At 38.2% G+C, this 20,427-nt stretch carries 17 protein-coding genes; 3 read left to right on the plus strand and 14 right to left on the minus strand.

Features of this window, described 5'->3' with window-relative positions; all coding sequences use genetic code 11:
• Window positions 1-67: 67 nt before the first annotated feature.
• The 3 genes from DSM106972_RS40995 to DSM106972_RS41005 form a co-directional block, all read right to left on the minus strand.
• Window positions 68-475: an ExbD/TolR family protein gene (locus tag DSM106972_RS40995; RefSeq protein WP_073617952.1), complete on the minus strand. Its 408-nt coding sequence runs from the start codon at window positions 473-475 to the stop codon at window positions 68-70.
• Complete coding sequence (locus tag DSM106972_RS41000) at window positions 459-1,112, minus strand: MotA/TolQ/ExbB proton channel family protein (protein ID WP_127086098.1); 654 nt, start codon at window positions 1,110-1,112, stop codon at window positions 459-461. The genes DSM106972_RS40995 and DSM106972_RS41000 overlap by 17 nt, the downstream gene beginning before the upstream one ends.
• 64 nt (window positions 1,113-1,176) lie before the next feature.
• Complete coding sequence (locus DSM106972_RS41005) at window positions 1,177-1,698, minus strand: hypothetical protein (RefSeq protein WP_127086099.1); 522 nt, start codon at window positions 1,696-1,698, stop codon at window positions 1,177-1,179.
• A 313-nt stretch (window positions 1,699-2,011) separates the two neighbouring features.
• Between DSM106972_RS41005 and DSM106972_RS41010 the strand changes: the two genes are divergently transcribed.
• A complete protein-coding gene (locus tag DSM106972_RS41010) occupies window positions 2,012-2,203 on the plus strand; it encodes a DDE transposase family protein (protein ID WP_127086100.1) in 192 nt (63 codons plus the stop codon).
• A 143-nt stretch (window positions 2,204-2,346) separates the two neighbouring features.
• Here DSM106972_RS41010 and ctpC read toward each other — a convergent pair whose 3' ends face one another.
• Both ctpC and ispG read right to left on the minus strand, forming a co-directional pair.
• Entirely contained in the window at window positions 2,347-3,636 is a 1,290-nt protein-coding gene (gene ctpC, locus DSM106972_RS41015) for a carboxyl-terminal processing protease CtpC (RefSeq protein WP_127086101.1), read from the minus strand.
• A gap of 188 nt (window positions 3,637-3,824) precedes the next feature.
• A complete protein-coding gene (ispG, locus tag DSM106972_RS41020; RefSeq protein WP_127086102.1) occupies window positions 3,825-5,054 on the minus strand; it encodes a (E)-4-hydroxy-3-methylbut-2-enyl-diphosphate synthase in 1,230 nt (409 codons plus the stop codon).
• Window positions 5,055-5,593: 539 nt separating this feature from the next.
• Between ispG and DSM106972_RS41025 the strand changes: the two genes are divergently transcribed.
• Window positions 5,594-6,466, plus strand: coding sequence for a lipid kinase (locus DSM106972_RS41025; RefSeq protein WP_127086103.1), 873 nt, complete (start codon window positions 5,594-5,596; stop codon window positions 6,464-6,466).
• A 564-nt stretch (window positions 6,467-7,030) separates the two neighbouring features.
• On the opposite strand, the gene DSM106972_RS41030 is transcribed toward DSM106972_RS41025, so the two are convergent.
• The 6 genes from DSM106972_RS41030 to DSM106972_RS41055 form a co-directional block, all read right to left on the minus strand.
• On the minus strand, window positions 7,031-7,816 hold the full coding sequence (locus tag DSM106972_RS41030) for a DUF928 domain-containing protein (protein ID WP_127086104.1): 786 nt from the start codon (window positions 7,814-7,816) through the stop codon (window positions 7,031-7,033).
• Window positions 7,817-7,864: 48 nt separating this feature from the next.
• Window positions 7,865-9,052: an MFS transporter gene (locus DSM106972_RS41035; protein WP_127086105.1), complete on the minus strand. Its 1,188-nt coding sequence runs from the start codon at window positions 9,050-9,052 to the stop codon at window positions 7,865-7,867.
• Window positions 9,053-9,163: 111 nt separating this feature from the next.
• Window positions 9,164-11,521, minus strand: a complete 2,358-nt coding sequence (locus DSM106972_RS41040) for a CHASE2 domain-containing protein (RefSeq protein ID WP_127086106.1) — start codon at window positions 11,519-11,521, stop codon at window positions 9,164-9,166.
• Window positions 11,522-11,585: 64 nt separating this feature from the next.
• Window positions 11,586-12,701 carry a DUF1822 family protein gene (locus DSM106972_RS41045; protein ID WP_127086107.1) on the minus strand — a complete coding sequence of 372 codons (1,116 nt, stop codon included), beginning with the start codon at window positions 12,699-12,701 and terminating at the stop codon, window positions 11,586-11,588.
• The gene (locus DSM106972_RS41050; protein WP_127086108.1) at window positions 12,698-13,882 is read right to left on the minus strand and encodes a sigma-70 family RNA polymerase sigma factor; all 1,185 of its coding nucleotides are present in this window, start codon (window positions 13,880-13,882) and stop codon (window positions 12,698-12,700) included. Before DSM106972_RS41050 ends, DSM106972_RS41045 begins: the two co-directional genes overlap by 4 nt.
• Before the next feature lie 46 nt (window positions 13,883-13,928).
• The gene (locus DSM106972_RS41055) at window positions 13,929-15,323 is read right to left on the minus strand and encodes a CHAT domain-containing protein (protein ID WP_127086109.1); all 1,395 of its coding nucleotides are present in this window, start codon (window positions 15,321-15,323) and stop codon (window positions 13,929-13,931) included.
• Between the two features lie 181 nt (window positions 15,324-15,504).
• On the opposite strand from DSM106972_RS41055, the gene DSM106972_RS41060 reads away from it, so the two are divergent.
• On the plus strand, window positions 15,505-16,218 hold the full coding sequence (locus DSM106972_RS41060; protein WP_127086110.1) for a hypothetical protein: 714 nt from the start codon (window positions 15,505-15,507) through the stop codon (window positions 16,216-16,218).
• Between the two features lie 49 nt (window positions 16,219-16,267).
• Here the strand turns inward: DSM106972_RS41060 and DSM106972_RS41065 are convergent, their stop codons facing one another.
• The 3 genes from DSM106972_RS41065 to DSM106972_RS51800 form a co-directional block, all read right to left on the minus strand.
• Window positions 16,268-18,781: a 5'-nucleotidase C-terminal domain-containing protein gene (locus DSM106972_RS41065; protein WP_127086111.1), complete on the minus strand. Its 2,514-nt coding sequence runs from the start codon at window positions 18,779-18,781 to the stop codon at window positions 16,268-16,270.
• 133 nt (window positions 18,782-18,914) lie between these two features.
• The gene (locus DSM106972_RS41070; RefSeq protein ID WP_127086112.1) at window positions 18,915-20,069 is read right to left on the minus strand and encodes a CHAT domain-containing protein; all 1,155 of its coding nucleotides are present in this window, start codon (window positions 20,067-20,069) and stop codon (window positions 18,915-18,917) included.
• Between the two features lie 119 nt (window positions 20,070-20,188).
• Entirely contained in the window at window positions 20,189-20,365 is a 177-nt protein-coding gene (locus tag DSM106972_RS51800) for a hypothetical protein (protein ID WP_158632961.1), read from the minus strand.
• Between the last annotated feature and the right edge of the window lie 62 nt (window positions 20,366-20,427).

Here is a 20,427-nt window from a genome sequence, read left to right on the forward strand (position 1 = left end):
CATGTTTATGAATTGGATATTAGCTAGATGTTGACCTGCTGTTCCAAATATAACCGCTGATGACAAATTATTGTCTTTGGGTTTCTACCGCAATACGTAAACCAGGTATCTGACGTAGACTATCCATAACTGCGACAAAATTACCGTAGTTACTGTTTTGATCTGCGCTAACAGCAACTAACTGACCTTGGCTATTTCCAACTATACCTTGGACTTCCTGGGTTAAATTTTGTATATCAACTTGTTTGTCGTTAACAGTAATTTGTCCTTGCGAGTCAATAGTAAGAATAATATCTGCTTCACCTAAAGTTTGCTCTTGCTGGGTTCCGGCTTTTGGTAAATCAACGGGTAATCCTCCGGTACTTGTTAATGATAAGCTAGAGAATATAAAAAATGTCAAAATCGCAAACACTACATCAATCATTGGCACGATGTTAATCTGTGCTGGAATATCTTGGTCATCGGGAAGACGCATAAGATTTTTCTCCTCTTTCGTAACGGCGCCGATAAAGCAATTCTAATTGTCCACCATGTTCTTGAATAAAAGCCATCTGACGTTGATGCAAACCTCGAAACATGTTAGCAAATAATAAAGTAAAAATTGCTACAACTAAACCTGATGCCGTTGAAACAAGCGCTTCGCTTATGCCACCAGTCACACCAAGAGTTCTGGCACCACCGATACCATTACTACCTAAAGAAGCGAAGGAAGCAATTAATCCTAGTACGGTTCCCAAGAGGCCGAGTAAAGGCGCCAGGGAAATAATTGTATCAAAAACAGTTTGAAAGCGTTTTAAAATAGGAATTTCAGCGCAAGCAGAACTTTCAAGCGCAAGTCGAAACTCTTCGGGGGTACTTTCTTCAAGTTCAAGTGCTGCCAAAAATATACGAGCAATTGGTAAATCAGTATTTTGCTTTAGCTTATCGAGGGTACTAACTACATTATTATGTTTATAAAGGCTTAAAACTTCCTTGACAACACGCTCTTGGCGCCCGTTAATTTGCATCCAAAATAACATACGCTCAATAATTAGCGACACAGCCAAAATCGAAAACCCTAGCAGGGGGTACATTACAACCCCACCCGCAGCAAATATATTACCAATTCCCATATTTTAGATTTGAGTTGATGAACAACACCAACCTAGGGTAACAGATTTTCTTAGAGACGTGATATTACATGCGTCTGTATATCGATTCTAACCAGGTTGGACAATGTTGAATCACCCAGGCGTACTTCGTATACGGACTATAAATAACACGATACCAATCTTTCTCAGCAAGTTGGTCGTAAGTTTCACGGATATCTCGTATCAATCTTAGTGAACCAACTTTTTCAAACTCTCCATCATAACGTACACCAGAGCGAAATCTTCGACGTTTACTCTTCAAACGTACAGCTTCCACGTGTAAAATACCTTGTTGTGCATCAGCAAGATGGTTACGAATATGGCGCCAACAAGTAACAAACGATAATACTGTATATACAAGTAGCAAGAAAATCAAAGTTCTAGCAAACATTTGCGTTTCAAAACTGACATTTGGTTTTGCTAGAATATGTACTGGCACAAATCCAAACAGAAAACTAAATCCAATTGCCCCAATAATGAATACAATCAGTGGTGCAAACGCTTTTCTTCGTAACCACACACGCTGCTGTGGGGTCATAGGTAAAGTTACAATATTCTTATTAATCATTGCCCACCTAGCATTTTATAAATATTATAGTTATGCCTTTTATTCTTAGTAGATGCTTATACCTGTGCCCTTAATTGAGCTGTCATTTAAGACGAAGGTGCCGTCTCAACGTTCCTACCAATGCAAGTATACCCACATTGTAAATATTTATTAAGTTAATAATAAAATATATTTTTGCAAATGGTACAAATTATACTAAGTATTGTTTTTGTAAATGATTGATATAATCTAGACCTTATGCCGTAACATGTGGTACAAAGTCTCAGATGTACATTAATATATTAAACACCAGCGTCTCAAAGAGTGGATATTCATGAGCGATACACCAGATAATTCACAAAAGTGGTATATAGTCAGGCGCCCAGTTGGGCACTGTGAGATAGTTAATGATAATGTAGAAAGCAATAGCGAAGTTATTGAGAAGTGGGGTCCGTTTGATTCGCAGGGAGACGCTATTGCTCGTCGCATTGGATTAATTCGTGCTGGAAAATGTCAACCGCAATAGTGCTTTTTGTCACTAATTTTGGGGAGTAGGGCCCTTGCTTCGTGCCTCTTCTCTGTGTCTCTGTGGTAAAAATAAATACTATTTGGAACGGGCAAGGATGCCCATTCCACTCTTAAGTGTCATCATTCCACTCTTAAGTGCTTTTACTTTCCTGCGGCAGTATTGGTAATGCTTCTACCTGCAATTTTGTTACCTAAGACTTCTACAGCTTTTGCAAATTGTGGGTCTTTGAGGGTGCCAAGTTTATCACGTTCGCGTAACCACAAGTCTTGTTCTTGTTTCTGTGTTAACTCGACTTTGATATCAGGGTCAATACCATGCTTATTAATATCTCTACCGTTAGGAGTAAAGTATTTCGCGATAGTCACTGCAACACCTGAACCATCATCTAACGGACGCACTGACTGTACTAACCCTTTACCGAAGGTTTGCGAACCTACTAAAACTGCACGCTTGTTGTCTTGCAAGGCGCCAGAAAGGATTTCACTTGCACTCGCAGAACCTTTATTAACTAATATTACCAAAGGTTTGTTAGTTAATGCTCTACCACTGGCAACTTCGCGCTCTTGCTCTCCTTGACGGTCTTTTGTTGATACTATAGTACCACTATTTAACCACATACGAGCAATTTCAACGCTTGAGAAGAGTAAACCACCTGGGTTGCCACGTAAGTCAAGAATATAGCCAGGAACTTGCTTTTGCTCTAAAGCTTTAATAGCGGCTTGCATTTCTTTTCCTGCATTGGCGCTAAACTGGTTGAGGCGTATATAACCGATATTACCAATAGGTGTTTTTTGCTGTGAGAATTTAACTGGGTGAATTTCGATTTTTGCACGGGCAATTTCAAAATCTTTTCGCTGACCGTTTCGCAAAATGGTTAATTTGACTTTGGTACCAGCTTCACCTCTAATTAATGATACCGCTTGGTTGGTATCCATTCCTTCTGTGCTTTTACCGTTGATATTTGTTATAATATCCTTCGCTAAAACACCAGCTTTAAATGCTGGTGTGTCTTCTATTGGTGCGATTACAGTAAGTTTTTTCGTTTTTTCATCAAGACCTATTTGAATACCAATACCCGTGAGTTCTCCAGAGGTATCGACTTGCATGTTTTTAAACTCTTCGGGATCCATAAACCGGGTGTATGGGTCATCGAGCTTTTTGAGCATTTCCCGAATTGACTTATAAGCTTCCTGCTTGCTACTGTAGGACTTGTTTAAATACTGTTTACGAGTAGCTTGCCAGTCTACTTGGTTGAATGTACCATCTACGTACTGGCGATTAATAATTTGCCATACTTCGTCCACTAACTCTTTTGGACTTTCTTTAAACAGTGCTTGTCCTCGTGAGTGAATGCCTAGGCCAGTAAATGCGATTGTAGTTAGCGTTACTGCCGTAGCACCCAAAACAAGTCCATTTTTAGTAATTACCATAATACACAGTTGCGCGGAATGGGAGATTTTATAAGTCGGTATGCTCAATCTAACACACGCTACTGCTGTACTGAGTGAGCATATCTTGCTATTTCTCAAAATTGTCGCTTATATCCGGTGATTTGTGTGGTCGATAATACAAACTTTACAAATCAGGTTGGGAGACGTGACATGTCACGTCTCTACATTTATTCTGGTTCTACCCAGCGACCGTCGGTTTTGATTAGGTTAATTAGTTCTTCGACTCCTTTGTCTTCGGGGACTTTTTTGATTTCTTCACGACCTCGATATAGGGAAATGTAACCGGGTGTTTTTCCTACATATCCATAGTCTGCATCTGCCATTTCTCCTGGCCCGTTGACAATACAACCCATTACTGCGATGTCGAGTCCTGTTAGGTGTTTTGTTGCTTCCCTGACTTTGTGTAAAACTTCTTCAAGGTTAAATAATGTGCGTCCACAAGATGGACATGCAACGTATTCCACCATTGTTTTACGTAAACCCAATGCTTGCAGGATACTGTAGCATACTGGTATTTCTTTTTCCGGCGCCTCAGTCAAGCTCACACGAATAGTATCACCAATACCATCGGTAAGTAGTGCCGCAATTCCCGCTGTTGATTTTATACGACCGTATTCTCCATCTCCAGCTTCAGTAACTCCCAAGTGTAAAGGATAGTCCATTCCTAAATCATCCATGCGCTTTGCCATGAGACGATAGGCAGCTACCATTACAGGAACACGTGAAGCTTTCATTGAAATAACGATGTTATGAAAATCGAGCGATTCACAAATACGAATAAATTCCAGCGCGGATTCTACCATTCCTTCGGGTGTATCACCGTAAGTAAATAGCATTCTTTCTGCTAACGAACCATGATTTACACCAATACGCAACGCTTTATTTTGGTCACGAAGTGATATAACTAACGGTTCGAGAGTTTCACGAATTTTTTCACCAATTTCTTTAAATTCTTGTGGTGTATACTCTGTACGGGTTGCGTTTGGCTTTTCAAATACGTACAAACCCGGATTAATTCTAACCTTCTCGATATGCTTGGCTACTTCCAAAGCGATTTTCATCCCGTTATGATGAACGTCGGCTACGATAGGTACATCTTTATAGGTTTGTTTGAGTTTTTGTTTGATTTCTGCCAAGGCTTTGGCATGTGCCATACTTGGCACAGTGACGCGAACTATTTCGCAACCAACTTCATGCAGGCGCCGAATAGCAGCAACAGAACCCTCAATATCAAGGGTATCTTCATTAATCATCGACTGTACCACCACGGGGTATCCGCCACCAATAGTGATATTACCCACTTTCACCGGACGAGTTTTGCGCCTTTTGATTGTAGTGTCAAAAGTCGGTTGGGTAGGTACCGTGTTGTTTGTAGTCAGCGTAGGCAGTGTTTGCATAACATGAATCGGTAATTATCTGTAGCGAAAATATCAGATGTTAAACGTTCTGCTTTTCAGATTGCCACAGAAGAGCCATTTTTGGTTGAAGATTTTTCATAAAAATAGCCTGAAGCTTAAAAAAAAACTATCGTATTCCCCAAAAAACTCAATAATTCAATTTTTCCACAATCATCCCATAGGCTGACGCTAAATTACTCTTATATGTTCCATCGATTAAATCAATTTTTCATTCTTCCTAGCATCGGTACCTCGTTTCTGATAGTTCAAAAATACTATTAAATAATAAAAGTATACGGTAAAATATTTAACACATAAAAGATTTACGGTGCCAAATTTTATTACTTATAGAAACCGGATTTATACCTTAAGATATTGTAATAAAAATAACGATTTTGCTTATCAACCCGGTTTTTTTTGATTAAGTGAATTAAGATAATTTCTATAAGCAGGGGTGAAGAATAATTTCTGGTTAAATTAAGCAACTCGTGAGGTTAATTTAAGTTTATGATTATTAACTACTACTACCAAAGCAAGTTATGAATCAGCGCGCGCTGCTGTTAGTAAATCATCACTCACGGCAAGGAAGTCAGGGTCTACCAGAAGCTATAGGTTACCTAGAGAAATTGGGCTTTGAATTAATCAAAGAGTCATGGGAACGACCGCATCAAATGGTAGATGTTATCCACCAATATAAGCATAAAGTAGATTTGGTAATAGTAGGTGGAGGAGATGGGACTCTTAATACTGCTGTAGATGGGTTAGTAGAGACGCAGTTACGGTTAGGTATTTTACCACTGGGTACTGCAAATGATTTAGCTAGGACTTTGGGTATTCCCACCTCGCTGCCCGAAGCGTGTAAAGTCATAGCAGCAGGTAATACTCGTCGGATAGATTTAGGGTGGGTTAACGATAAATACTTTTTCAATGTTGCTTCTTTAGGGTTAAGCGTCAAAATCACGCAAAATCTCACAAAACAAGCAAAGCGTCGCTGGGGAGTATTTGCTTATGCAGTCGCAGCAATCAAAGTAATTTTAAAATCTCGACCATTCACCGCTGAAATTCGTGTCAATAACAAATCATATCAAGGCAAAACTGTTCAAATAGCAGTTGGTAACGGTCGTTATTACGGTGGTGGAATGGCAGTCGCTCATGATGCTACTATCGACGACCAAAAACTTGATATGTATAGCTTAGAAGTTAAACATTGGTGGGAAATCATTTTAATATTACCAGCAATGCGTAGCGGACACCATGTCAACTGGCGCCAAGTTCGGGCAATATCTGGACAAGAAATAGAAGTAATAACTCGTAAACCACGTCCCATAAATACTGATGGTGAAATTACTACTTATACACCCGCACGTTTTCGCGTTATTCCCAAAGCACTCGAAGTATTTGTACCTAAGTAACAACAAAGAATATATGAATTGAGTAAATTAAGAAATATTCCTTTTGGCAGTAGCAACATTTTCATCAAATCTTCTATATTGAAATTCAGGCTATATAGGAGTCTGGCGCCAACAAAGCGCACTAAAACGCAGGTACTTCTACTACGTGCATTACATCTGCCAAGATTTGAATTAGCTCAAATAATCATGGAATGCCATCTTGCAAGAGAAAAACCCTCAGCCTTCAAGACTGAGAGTTCGATGAATTAGGGTGCATCTATTTTATTGTTCCATTCTAACCATTGGTGCATCCGGAAGATTTTACGAATTATTGAAGTACTCTTGCATTATTGTATACACATCAAAATACAGGGTAGTTTCTTCAACGTAAGCTTAGAGTCAATTCGGAATTAGGTAGTTTTAATTGATACGTGTAATTAACTACTTTTTTTGAAGTTAATCAAAAAAACCCCAAACAACAAATGTTCGGGGTCAATGGTTTAATCAGGGTGCATCTAAAATACTTTATCCAGCTTAACTTAGGGTGAATCAGGATGAAATGTGGAGACGTTACATGTAACGTCTCTACTTTGTACAACAGTTCGTTACAGGAAGCTTGGCGATTTTTTCTAACTTTACCTGTGTTAATAACTCATTCCAAGCCAACGAGGCATCTTGTGACTTAGTGGCGCGCATATTTACTGCTATACTAGTCAACGCATCGAACCATATACCGTTTTGAGCGTATATACCTGCTTGTTCAATAGGAGTTTTGGCGCCTGCAAGCTGATTTTTAAGTTTTGTTGATATACTTACCCTTTGAATACTACCCTCCACACTGCCTGGTTTGTCTTCTACAGTTTCAACATCACAGTAAACTGACAACGACCATCTGTAAATTTTATTCGTTTGTAAGGGTGGTATTGTATTCGGAACGCTAAAACTGACAATTCCCTGTGGGACTTCTGATTTTAACGTGGTTTTATAAATTTCTTTACCCTGATTCTCTTTCAAAACAAACTCTACAGCATCTTTTTTAGTTAATTTTCTAGGTAATGCAAACCAAAATTGAGGTCTAGAAGAAACCGTTTGTCCCCATAAATAATTACTATTTTTACCCAACATTGTAGGTACCAAAGCTGTTGGTTCACAACCCCTTCCGGCGCCTCCTTGTCCTCCCGTTCCTGTTGGTTCACCGCTAGTTGTTGGTGGTGGGGGTGGTTCGTACTTTATCGATGCTAATATTAAATTGGGGTTTTTAGTATTTAGTGGTTCTTTTGACTCAGCGTTAGGAAAGTTTCCGCAACTTGTAGATATTGCTGTAAGTAAAAGAATTTTCACTGTTTGGGTGTAAAATTTCAATGTAGTCATAATTTATAGATTTTCGTTATATATCTTAATACGGTTTAGTTAAAGCGATTATGCAGAAATTGGACGATTTGCTTTAACACAGGCGCCTGTCACTAGAAAAGCTACAGCACCAATAAATGCTTCAGGTATAATACCAACATTACCTAACTCAGGAAATATAATCGACAGCAAAGTTGCTCCTAAAGCAGCACCAGCAAAATATGTTCCTACAGCTAAACCTGCTCGTTGCGGTGTAAAAAGCGATAGTGCCAAAGGAACCGCACCATTTATAATTAGACTAAATGTACCAACAGTCAGTAAAAGTAAAACAAAATTGGCGCCGAAAAACAGCATCAGCAACATTAACGCTGAAATAATACGACTCCCCCAAATCATTGCTTGACGATTACCAATTTTACTTGCAAACGCACCAGCAGGTAAAGATGCAAACGCCAGTGCCAGAGCAATAATAAACATCATTCCATCAACATTCTTTATACCCAACTCAATTTTGAGTAGTTTTCCCAAAACATCCATTAATAACCGTGAACCCCAAGCAACTCCAAAACCAGTTCCCAAAAGTAAAAATAGTATTGATGATGGTTCTGATATTCTACTTTGTACAGGTTCAGCAACAGGTTCTTCAGGTGGATTAACATATCGCAATAATAAAGCAGCACCAAGTAAAACAAACGAACCAGTCGCAAAACTAAAAACGGCGCCTAAACTAAGAATAAAATTAGTACTAATAGGTTTAAAAGCAGTAATAATGCCAGAAGCTAAAGTTAACAAACTTCCTGCCAACGGCAAATCATTTTTTGAAGCATATTTTCCTAATAATGCAGTTGCAGGACTACGAAAAACAGCCATCGTGAATGACCAACCGACAATGACAAACAAAAAAATCCAGCGAGTAGCATCAGACAAAGGTAAAAGCGCAATAACAGCAGGTATAACAATAAATAAAGCGGATGAAACAATTACACCAGCAGAAACAAAATAAAAACGACTAACAAACCAGCGCTTGGCATTATCTGAAAGACTACCCATCAAAGGTTCTAATACCACAGCCAGTAAATTCTCAACAATTAACAGTCCAACAGCAAAGTCCTTATCAAAACCAATCGTTACCAAAAGCTGCGGTATATAGAGATTATAAACCACCCAGCACAAAGTAATTGCAAATTGCATTCCAGCCAAGGCGCCGACTTGTAACCACATTACCCGCTTCGGATTGATTTCTATTATTCTTGCCATATGCTTACACCTTCAAACCCGTTTGTCTACTTATCACGGTCAGAAAAAGAACAATATGCAAGCTGTGGGGGAAAGGGAAGAGTCTAAAATTTTAACTAAATGGTGCCATCATTAAATGTCTTGATTCTTTAATAATATAAAAACAACGGCGCCATTAGTTATCATAAAACTTAATAACGGCGCCACTAAAGGCACCCAACCACTATAATTTAGTATTATCCAACACGTAGTAAATAGTATTATTACTGTGATAGAAACAGCAATACCCATAAATAATATTTTACGAAATCTCCAAGCAATAAATCCACCAAGTGTTGACCAGCAAGCAATCCAAATAGTTTCTTGCCAGATTGACCAAACCCATAGTAAGGGTCTGTTATCTAAAACGGTGCTGAGTATTTGACTCAACATATGTGCATGAACTAATACACCGGGTATTTTATTTGAACTCGCACCATAGGGAGTTGACCAATAATCACCTGCACTGCGGTCTACTATACCAATTAAAATGATACGATTTTTGATAGCTTGCGGATTTACTTTATCGCTGAAAATATCTTTAAGTGTGACTCTTTGTGCTATCATATTTGCGTCAGTCATTGCCCGATAGTTTAATAATATCTGACTTCCTGACGAATTTATACCTTGATATCCTCCTGTACGTGTGCTTATGGATGGAAATATACTTTTGCCTAATTTTAAATTCCCATTGGCTGTAAATTCTGTTTTAATATTATGTTGAGCGTATAAATATTGAATTGCAAGCTTTGTATTAAATGCATATGCTGCCGTACAACGAGAAGTTGTATTTGGTGTCATGAATAATAAATGGCGCCTAATTGCACCGTCATTATCTTGGATAAAATTGCTAAATCCTAACTGTGAGGCAGAAATTTCCGGTGATGGTAAAGTACCTGTAGGGTTGTCTTTAGTATCAGGACGTTTACAAACACCTATTAAGTTTGAATTTTTTAATGTGGATGCTAATTCTGGTTTCAAGCTTGGATAATCTCGGTAGATATCCAAACCAATCAGTGTAGGTTGATGTTTATTTAAGTAAGTTAGTAGTCGATTTAGTGTACTATCAGATAAAGAACCATAACGAGGCTCTTTCGGTTGCGCTTGAATATCTTCGGGTGTAACTGTAACAACTAATATTCTATCATCAGGCGGTTCAGGAGTTCGTGACCGCATTAATAAATCAAATGCCCACAAATCTACAGCAGATAATAATCCAAAAAATCTGATTCCTGTGACTAATAGCGTACTTGCCAGACTAGATGCCAAAATCTTCTGTAACGCACGATGTGATGGGAATAATTGAATGGATGGGTGCTTTCCACACAATTCTGACCAAGTAAAAGGTACTTCCGCAGGATTTTGGCAAATTACAGGTAACCAAGTTGCACATGGAAATTGCGCTTCTAGTCCTTGTAACTTCTCCCTTGCTTCCCGAACCGCAATATAAAGAGACTTTCCTTGTTTGAAAGCAGTGAGAAAATGCTTCAAAAATTCCTGGGCAACTTTATCAGGAACAGGTTCCCGCATTACAATGACTTGGGGTAAATGTAAATCTGCCAAATCAACAGCTAACCCCAAACCATCACAAGAGTTAAAGATAGCTAATTTTAAACCGTTGGATATAGCTTTTCTCAAACCATACTTCAATTGCTCAACTGTGAGAGTTTCCGTTGAGTTAATTTGAATACATCCTGTGTTACCTTTTGCTTGACTCGAACTATGTCCAGCAAAAAATAAAATATCCCATTCCAACTGCCAAAGCTGTTCGTTTAGTTCTTGTGAGGTTGGTTCTGTCAAAAAGGTAATTTCTGCTTCTGAAAGTTTTTCTACGAGTATCTTTTGGTCTTGAGTCACATTAATACCAGTACTATCACCCAAAATACTGAGAATTTTTACCTTTTTTTTGGCGCCATTTGGTGTATTAGTTTTAAAGGGACGTGCATATTCAGGAGGACTAAGGGCAATTTCAGCGAGCGGATAATCAGATAAAAAATCCCACAAAGACCAAGGTAATGTTAAAATAGTCGATGGCGCCACAATTACGAAACAAATTTCATCAAAAGGCGTTAAGTGAGTTCGTAACTTGCGCTCGATACTTAAAAACGAACCAGCACATAACCAGCGGTTGAATTGAACTTGTACATCTCGACATAGTTCTTGAAACTCAGCGTGAGAAATCTGCCCAATATCCTCATCATCGTCATCAATCTCAAAATCCAAAGATTGATTTTGATTATAAGCATTTACATGGGAAATGCGAAAATTCGCGTAAAACGACTTATATAGCAACTGCCAACGCTGATAAAGTGTATCAAGATTTGGCATAGGAGGTAAACTCCCAGTAAACTGCATACTAGTTCTCTCCGAGTCCCAAAATTGCACAGTCACAGTTGGAAACCCTTGTAACAAATCACCTTGTCCTAAATTTAAAACAACAAGTCGATACATCTTTTCTTTCTTTCTTTCTTTGTGTCCTTTGTGTCCTTTGTGGTAAAATAAATAACACTTCAAATTACAACACAAAATTTTCCATCACCACAAACTCCCCAACTTCAACTTGAACACTAAACTCAACACCCACAGGACTCTTAAACCGCTTCAACTGAATAATATTATCTAGATTACGCGATTGAACAGACTGAATAACATCACCCGAAGCAGAAACCAACTTCAAACAAGTCCCAGATGCCAAATACTCATCTTGACTACCAGAACGCAATTGAATACGAATACCCATTCTACCATCTGGCTCAGTTTCCAAACCCAACACCAAAAAAGCTTCACCATCAGGCAAATTTAAACATTTCACCCTTTTGATAGATGTGTCATTTTCCGTTGTTCTCAACCCAAAACTGGCGCCTAAGTTAGGTGATAATATAGTATCCAACGATTGCCAAGCATCAGCAAAAGTATTTTGTAACCACAGACCAAGGTTAGTTTTAGTAGATATTCCTTGACGCAGTTGATATAAACGTTGGCGCCAGTTATCATCAGTTATTAACCCTGCCCATAACGAAAAAGGTATTTCTAATCGAGGTTGAATGATATTAGAATTTCCCAATCTTAATAGTAAATTCTCCGCTTGGGTTGCGCTTCCCGAAGATAAAGCAGGAACCGTAACACGAGTAGGTTCATTTGCGTTTAATTGACTAACTACCCATAACACGTTTAAATCGGGAATAAAATATTGAGCATCTAGACTGTATGTTCTATCAAAATTGTAAGTAGCTGATAATTTTATATCTTTGTGCGTGGTATATCCCCAAACTCGCAGTGATAGTTCATCTGGATTAATTTGAACCGCTAAATAGTAATCTCCTGCTAATTTAGGAATATCTACCCATTCTTGGGGTATTGTGCATTCTGTTGTATCTATAGATATTTCTGGTATTAAGATTATACGTTTATTTCTCCAAGTAAAGGCGGCGCCGTTAACATGTGTCCAAAAGCTAGGAACTGAGACCTCATCTATCGTTACATCCTCTTCTAAAGTTGGTAAAAAGGTCTGTAAACAAACTTGGTTGAGAAATATATTCCAAGAAGTACCGCTATGGCGCCATAATTGTTCTACTAAGTCTGGGGAAATTTCTAATTCTATTTGGTTGGGGTTATCGAATAGGATAGTCATAATTTTTGCGTGTAGTATGTCTGTAACCATTCTTCAAGGGTTGTGCTGATATATTTAACCACGTCTGAGGTTACGGTAATATGCAGCGTCTCTTGACTCCAACGAGTTAGAGTTAGTAGTAAAGACTCACGGGTTTTGGATAATTTACGCGATACTGTGTACTGTTGTACTGCTAATTGTTTCGCTATTTGTTGTTGGGTAAGATTTTGTTGGTAGTATAGCTGGAGTAGTTGTTGAGCGGATTCGTCAAGTTTTGTAACAGCTTCTTGTAAAAGAGTATTGATTTGATTTTTTTGGTCAAGACGTGTGGTTTGTTCTTCTTGTTCAATAAGTTCTGTGAGTAAAGAGGAAGATGTATCTACTAGGTCATCTTGAATTTCTCCTTCTTCATATCCTGGTTTCGGAGAGTTGAGAGATTTTATTGAAGGATACAAATATTTACGAACTTGGGCGCCGCATTCGCTTATCCAACGTTCTATAGTTTCTTTAGTACATTCAGCACTATTAGAAGAAAGTTGGCGCCGCATTTGATTGTAGTATACAGCGATTTGTTGCCATATCTCAGGGTCAGGCGCCTTTCGTTGTCTAATTTGTGGGGATTTTTGGGGTAGGTAAATATGGGTATAACAACTCCAAGCTAGTACATAACGTTCAATCGTTGGGGTGTCATAACCAGAATTTTGTAATGACTCTATCAAAATTTTGCGACTGATTTTGAGTAGTAAACCCCAATCAGTACAAAAATTAACTTCTCGATTTTGACGTAAATAATTACGGATAATATTTGCAAAAGTCGTACTAGCGTATGCTTTGAGACTACCACTAACATCAGGATTACAAGTGTGGAGAATTTTTGGAACTCCAGCAATTGCAATTTGGAAAAAGTCTGACATTTTTTCTTGAGACTCTTGCAACCTGGGGAGTAATTTATGTACACTCCAGTAACAAGACTCTTGCAAGTAAGCGGACATATGTCCTAGTGCAAGTTGAGGATTTTTTGAAGTTTGTGATTGTTTGTGCCAATATACAGCTAAAAAGTCTTCTTTATATTTATCGGAATTATCTAAAAAAGCTTTGATACTGCGATGTAGTCTAGCATCAGTTGCCCAACCGCTAGCTCTGTCATCGGAAAATAGCAAAAAAGTAGAAAATATGTCAGTGATATTTTGACGTACACGCATAATATTAAACTTCCGCTCCTCCTAACTCCTAACTCCTAACTTTTATCTACCAAGGATTACCAATTAAGGTAAAACCTGCCCAATAATAAGGATGTGATAACTCTCGACTGTTCAAGTTAGGAATATTTGTGGGCAAATTACTGCTACCACGAATAGCTGGATTATTTTTTAAGCTAACTTGCTGTTTAATCATAGCAATTTGGGTTTGTCGCAGTGCTTCTGATTTGATTGAGGTATCTTTCAGTTGTTGGTAAAATTGAGACATTAAAGCTAAAGTACCCGCATCATCAACCGACCACAAACTTGCTATTGTCGAAGACGCACCTGACTGTACTGCTAACCCAGCAAAACCTAATTCAGCTTGCGGGTTGCCTAAAGCTGTACGACAAGCACTTAGTACTAATAGCTGTACGGGGGGTTTATTTAAATTTAGGGTTTTGAGTTCATCTAAACGAACCTTTTTGTCCCAAAATTGGATGTACGAATGTTCTACAGAATCGGGTGATAATTCCGCATGAGTAGCTAAATGTACAATACCAAATGGATAGATAGCACGTTGTAGCTTTAAGTTTGCTGGTGTAAAAGCTTGATTTAATAAAGATTTGCCTTTCCACTCGTTATTAACTATACTCGATAATTCTAGGGGTACGGCGGGTAAAGGTTCTTGAGTTTGAAATTGCGAGGCGCCCATTGCTAAAATTTGAGTTTGGGCAATATTACCTCTGTTAAAATCGAGTAAGTTGAAAGCTGGGATAATGCCCAGGCTGTATTTTTCGATTAAAAATCTTTTACCATCATTAATCGCAGCTAAAGGAACGGTTCGTAAACCACCACCTAAACAAAATATTAAATTATTGATTTTTTGCCTTTGTAGTGTTTCTTCCAAAGGAGCTATAACTAATTCATATATTTGCTTACCAGAACTTAAGTACTCATCGCGTGGTAAATTTGGATTTACGATAGCTGTGCGAAATTTACTAACAAGTTTTATTAACTCGTCTCGCTTTCCTGCTGGAATTCGTTTATGAATGGGAGTTATACCAGGTGCTACCAACATTAATTCCAAGTGTTTTGCCGTAGGTATAGCGTATATTAAAGCACTTTTTTTACCTGATTGTTGATGAAGTTTATCTAATATTCGACTCATTTGTTGAGCATCGAATATTTGATTAGAAGGTAACTTAGCTTGAAGGTAGTCTTGGTATTGCTGTTGCCATGACTTTTCGACATATTCAATACCGGAGTTGACATTTTGCGTATCAAGAATTTTTTGCAGAACTTCTGGTTTGAGAGGTGACACAGGTAGTTTAGTCTTTTTTGGCGCCTCAACAGAAGGGAGTGGAACAGCATTACTAGGTTCCTTAGAAAACTTTGCGTGTAGCCCAACAATAGTTAGGAGCGTTGCAAAAGTTAATAATATAGTTAGCTTAGTCTTGTTCATATATCAATATACAACAAGCTGAGTTGTAATTTCGTGAATGCATCTTTTTCTTTTTATCCTATATTGTGACTACTGACTCTAGAACTTAGTAAAAATTAAATTTAAAAAATTAAATTTTATAGTGCATAACCATAAAGATTGTCGCGTGTATGTAATTAGTTGATTTCAAGTTAATTTTACTATGTCAAAGTTCAAACGTAGACAATTTGTGCTGTCTTCAATAACAGGTGCCTTTTTTGTATTACTCAATAGCATTACAAAAAAAAGCTTTGCTCAAATTCCAGTTAAAACATCAGGATTGCAAGCAAAATTAATTCCTCAAATAGCAGAAGCAACAAGACGAATTGATATTCAGGAGGTAGGAAGACGTTCACAAGAGTTAAATGCCACAGCTGATGAAATAGATGCAGCGCTCGATGCGTTAGAAAATAAACTCGTTCGTATTAAAGCACCATCGTCAGATAGTGCAGTTGCATCAACAATAGAAGTAAATGCTGTAGAATCTTTAACATCACAAGAAAAACAAGCAGCCAATAATCTTGTGACAGCTTTTCAAGAAAAACTAAAAGCAGGAGAATTTACTGAATTAGACTTAAAACAAGATGAACAAACTGTAGAATTTCCATTACAAACAAAACAAGCGTGTAGTAACGGCAGAGTTTGCTGGAAATTTAAATGGTGGGGAGTGAGAATAAGACTCAATCATTGTGCTGTACAGTGGGCAACCGCAGGTGGTAACATTGCCGCACTTGCTGCTCCTGGGCCTATTAAAGCTGCGATTATTTTCTTTATCGCAATTTTAAATGCTTTTGACAAAGGTTGTGGTGTACAAATACATTGGTTGTGGATAGGGGTATCTTGGATAAAACCAAAATCCTGCTCTAAATGTAATTAATTATGGTGTAGAGATGCTCCTGAACAGGAGCGTCTCTACATTATACGATTTACACCATTACAAAGGAGTCACTATTTAACGATGTTGCTTGTACCCATGATAATGATGCAAGTAATTCGTTACCTACACTAATTAATGCGGCGCCATCACCTTGAGTTATTGTTAAGTCAGTAAACTTTAAGTTCTCAGATAATGCTAAACTTGTTTGACCAAGTTGGAAACCGTTGATAATATCGGCGCCATCTCTATTTAGAACAACGGTATCTTTTCCACTATTTAACCAAATAGTATCAATACCCGTTCCTGCATTGATAAAGTCATCACCTGAACCAGTATATATTGTGTCACTGCCTGCACCTGTGAATATACGGTTATTACCGTTGTTAGCATAGATTATGTCATTTCCATTGCCTGTGGTAATTGTATCGTTACCGTTACCAGCAAAGACTTGATTATTTGAACCAGTGGCAGTTATTTGGTTATTGCCTTCGTTCGCATAAATGGTGTTATTATCACCATTTGCTAAGAAGATATCGTCTGTGTTAGTACCAAATAAGGTACCACTACCAGTAACTACGTCGCTTAATACTGTGTCGGTACGTGCAGCTAGGTTTTGAATGCGTGTATCTTGTGCAGGTGCTGTATCTGCTTGGTTATAAGTGTCAATGCGAGTTAAATATTCAGCAAACGCATCTTGTTCTGTTCCGTCTGCTGCAAATGTCGCTTGACCAGTACGAGCGGCGCCTGCTATTACTAAATCACGACGGTTAATTGTGCTAGTAAACCCTTGGAATGGATAACCATCACCACCACTTGCTAAAAAGCCCAATGTAACCATTCGGAAGGTGCGGTTCGGGTCTCCTACTAATTGCCCATCATTAACTACAATATCTATAGTTTTACCATTTTCGTCTTTGATAGCTAATGAGCGAATTCTATCACCTTCAGTAGTAGCAGTGCGTGCAGTACGAGTTGCGTCAAAGCTGAAAGCAATACCCCCAACTTGAGGAAACTGACCGGGTGTTCTCCCAGTTCCTGTTCCTGCTACTGCGTGTTCCATAATTTGTTCGAGTTGAGCTGCTGTTATTGTTACTAAACTCAAATCGTTATTAAAACGCAGCGAGTTTTCAATATCAAGCTGAGATATATCACCTGCGTCTTTGTTTGCTAGTGGGTTCGCTGCTGGAGGAAGTTTTTCTACTTGTTGTGAACCACTGACAGAAGGAATAAAACCTATATTGTCACGAATACCACCACCGTTTTTGATTGAAATTGTTACGGTTGGGTCATAATCACGTGCGATGGTTAAATTTGCATCTGCTGTTAAATTACCCAAATTGGTTTCTTGAGTTCGCACATCGTCACGAGTGCCGTTTAGAAATACACTTGTGCTACCAAATATATTACCGTCTTTACTAACAATTACGTTTTGTAGTGCATTTGTAGCAGCTACTACTTCAGCGCTAGGTGTTGCAGTCACACCACCAGCAGCTGTATTTGTGGCAATTAAAGCTGCTACATTCGCTGCATCTGTAGCATAGGCGCCAGAGATGTTTGGGTCAATGCTATTTGGAATAATCTTACCGTCCAAATCGAAATCTGCAACAAGGCGCCCGACATAGCGGTAATTAGCTGCTGTATTAAGTACTAAAACTTGTTCCCCAGTAGTGGGGTTAGTAATGACTGAAGGATAGTTAGGTACCGTACTTCCCAGGTCTTCGGGACGACGAGTGTCTGTATTATCTGCAAATAATTGGTGTGAACCACCTGCTATTACTACATCTACATTATTTAAACGTGTAGCTAAAGCTTGCTCGATAGGAAACTGCTGCATGTGTGACAGCAAAATTACTTTATTAATACCAGTTGCGGTGAGCGCATCTACCTGTGGTTGGATAATTGCCGCTAAAGCATCGAGTTGAACTGCGGTTGGGTCTGTATTGAAAGAATCAGGAGTTACCGTTACACCTGGGCCAGGTGATGAGATACTTGGTAAAGTTGGTGTAGTGGCGCCTACAATACCTATTCTTTCACCATTGACAGTAATTACAGCACTACTAGAAATTCTGCCTCGATTATCGGTTGCAGTAGCACCGTTTGCAAGCACTACCGATTGAGTACTACCAACATTTGTAAAGTCTTGTGCTGGTGCAACTACACGACTTGCCAAGCTAGCATCACCGCTAAAGTCTAAGTTAGCACTTAAATAAGGAAACTCGGCACCTTGATAGTTACCACTAGGAACAATCAAAGATTGAATCGTCGAAGTTCCTAAATCAAATTCGTGATTCCCAAAAACTGAAGCTTGAACACCAATACCGTTTAAAATTGCAATATCCCCCCTCCCTACACCTGCGGCGCCGATTGCAGACGCTACACTAGGGTCAGAAGAAGCAGAAAAGAAAGGCCCCGGAATATAATTATCACCAGAAGATAATATTAGTGTATTAGCGTAATCATCTTTAAGCGCATTCACAACCGTCGAAAATCCGACCGCATCATTCAGCGCTGGAATACCACCTTCAAAGTCAGAAGCATGAAGAATTTGTAGTTGAAAAGCCATATAACTCACCACGAGTATTAATGTTTACAGAATCACCTTTTCTACAAATCCCACATCAACCTTAAAGATTGGCTAACAAAAATTTAAACTAACTATATAGCTACTAGTGTCTTTACATAATCTTCATAATAGGTTATGTGCCAATCAATGTAAAAGCAGCCCAATATCTGGGGTTAGGATATTTTTTCATCGTTTTTAACATTGCTTGACGCAAGGCGCCTGCTCCACGATGACTTTTGCTATAATTCTCATAAAAGCTTATCATGAGTGATGCTGTAGTTGCATCATCCACATCCCACAGTGAGGTAATGACACTGTTAGCTCCTGCGGTTAAAAATGCACGCGATAGTCCGACAATACCATCAGCAGTCATTTTTTCGAGTGCGGTGTCATAAGAATTGAGAACAACTAGGTCTGCTTGGATTTGTAATTTTTGAATTTCTTCTGCTGTTAGCCAACCATCGTCTTGGTTTGATGTTGCTAAAGAAATTATACTTGAGTCATCATTTTTACAGCTAGAAGTTGCTAAGTGAATAATTCCTGCTTTGGATATTCTTGCTAATACTGCTGTTTCGGTAGCTTTGTCTCTTGTCAAAGCTTGAGTTTTCAGTATTACTGCAATGTGTTCCGCTTCTTGCTCGGCGCCTGGTAATGGTGATAAGTTAGTTGGGTTACAAGATTTGAATGATGTTTTCGGTAAAGTTGCATTTCCGACGATTAGAGATTCACTCGTTTTTTGTTTACGTGTTTTACGCTTGTATAATAAATCTAACGCTTCAATCGAAGGGGTAGTGGAGATTGTATGCTTTTCGATTAAATATTTACCGTTACTGTCTGGCAATGCAGCAAATGGTAGACGGAATAAGGCGCCTTGTGGGACAATAATAACTCGTTCTTCTGCTTTTTGCGGTAAAGTATTTGCAATTGGTTGTATTAATATCTGATATAATTTTTTAAGCGTTTGTGTTGAGTCAGTTTCATGTCTAGCTTTAGTAATTAAGTCTGTTAATGAAGAATTTTCTTTCTGGCGCCAAGCATTTAAGTCTACTTGACGAAATATTACTTTACCCGTAGGTTTAATTACCCAAATATATAATGCTGTTTCTTGAGAATTATTAGTAATAATTGAATATTCGACGAGTGTGGCATTTTGTTGTTGAGCGACTTGTTTATAAAGTGATTTATTTGATTGTATAGCTATAGAACTACTAGATATAGATGATAAACTTAAAATGCTAATAGCAGAAATAGATATTAAGGTTTTGAGGATGTTTTGGGCGCCTTTCATAGATTTTGTATGAACTTGAGTATTCTGTATTTATCTATTTCTAGCAATTTTGAAGTTATGCATTTGATAAAATTATAAAAATCCGGTTTATAGGAAAGTGAGCATAAACGCTCACTTTTCTATAAAATGTAATTTTGCTGTGTTTTCGACGCTAAAATTCTTCCGCTTCCTCTTTCGACTACTGTGTGTTTTTGGGCAAATACTAAATTTACTAGTAATATCAAGGTTAAAAATAACGTAGTAATTATACTACGAGTAAAATATTCTGATAGATTATTGTTATTTTGACTCCACATATATTTATCCTTCTAATTTGAGTTAATTATCCTTATATTTCTAAAGTGTGTGAGGGAAGATG

The sequence above is a fragment of the Dulcicalothrix desertica PCC 7102 genome, assembly GCF_003991905.1.
Classification (GTDB): Bacteria; Cyanobacteriota; Cyanobacteriia; order Cyanobacteriales; family Nostocaceae; genus Dulcicalothrix; species Dulcicalothrix desertica.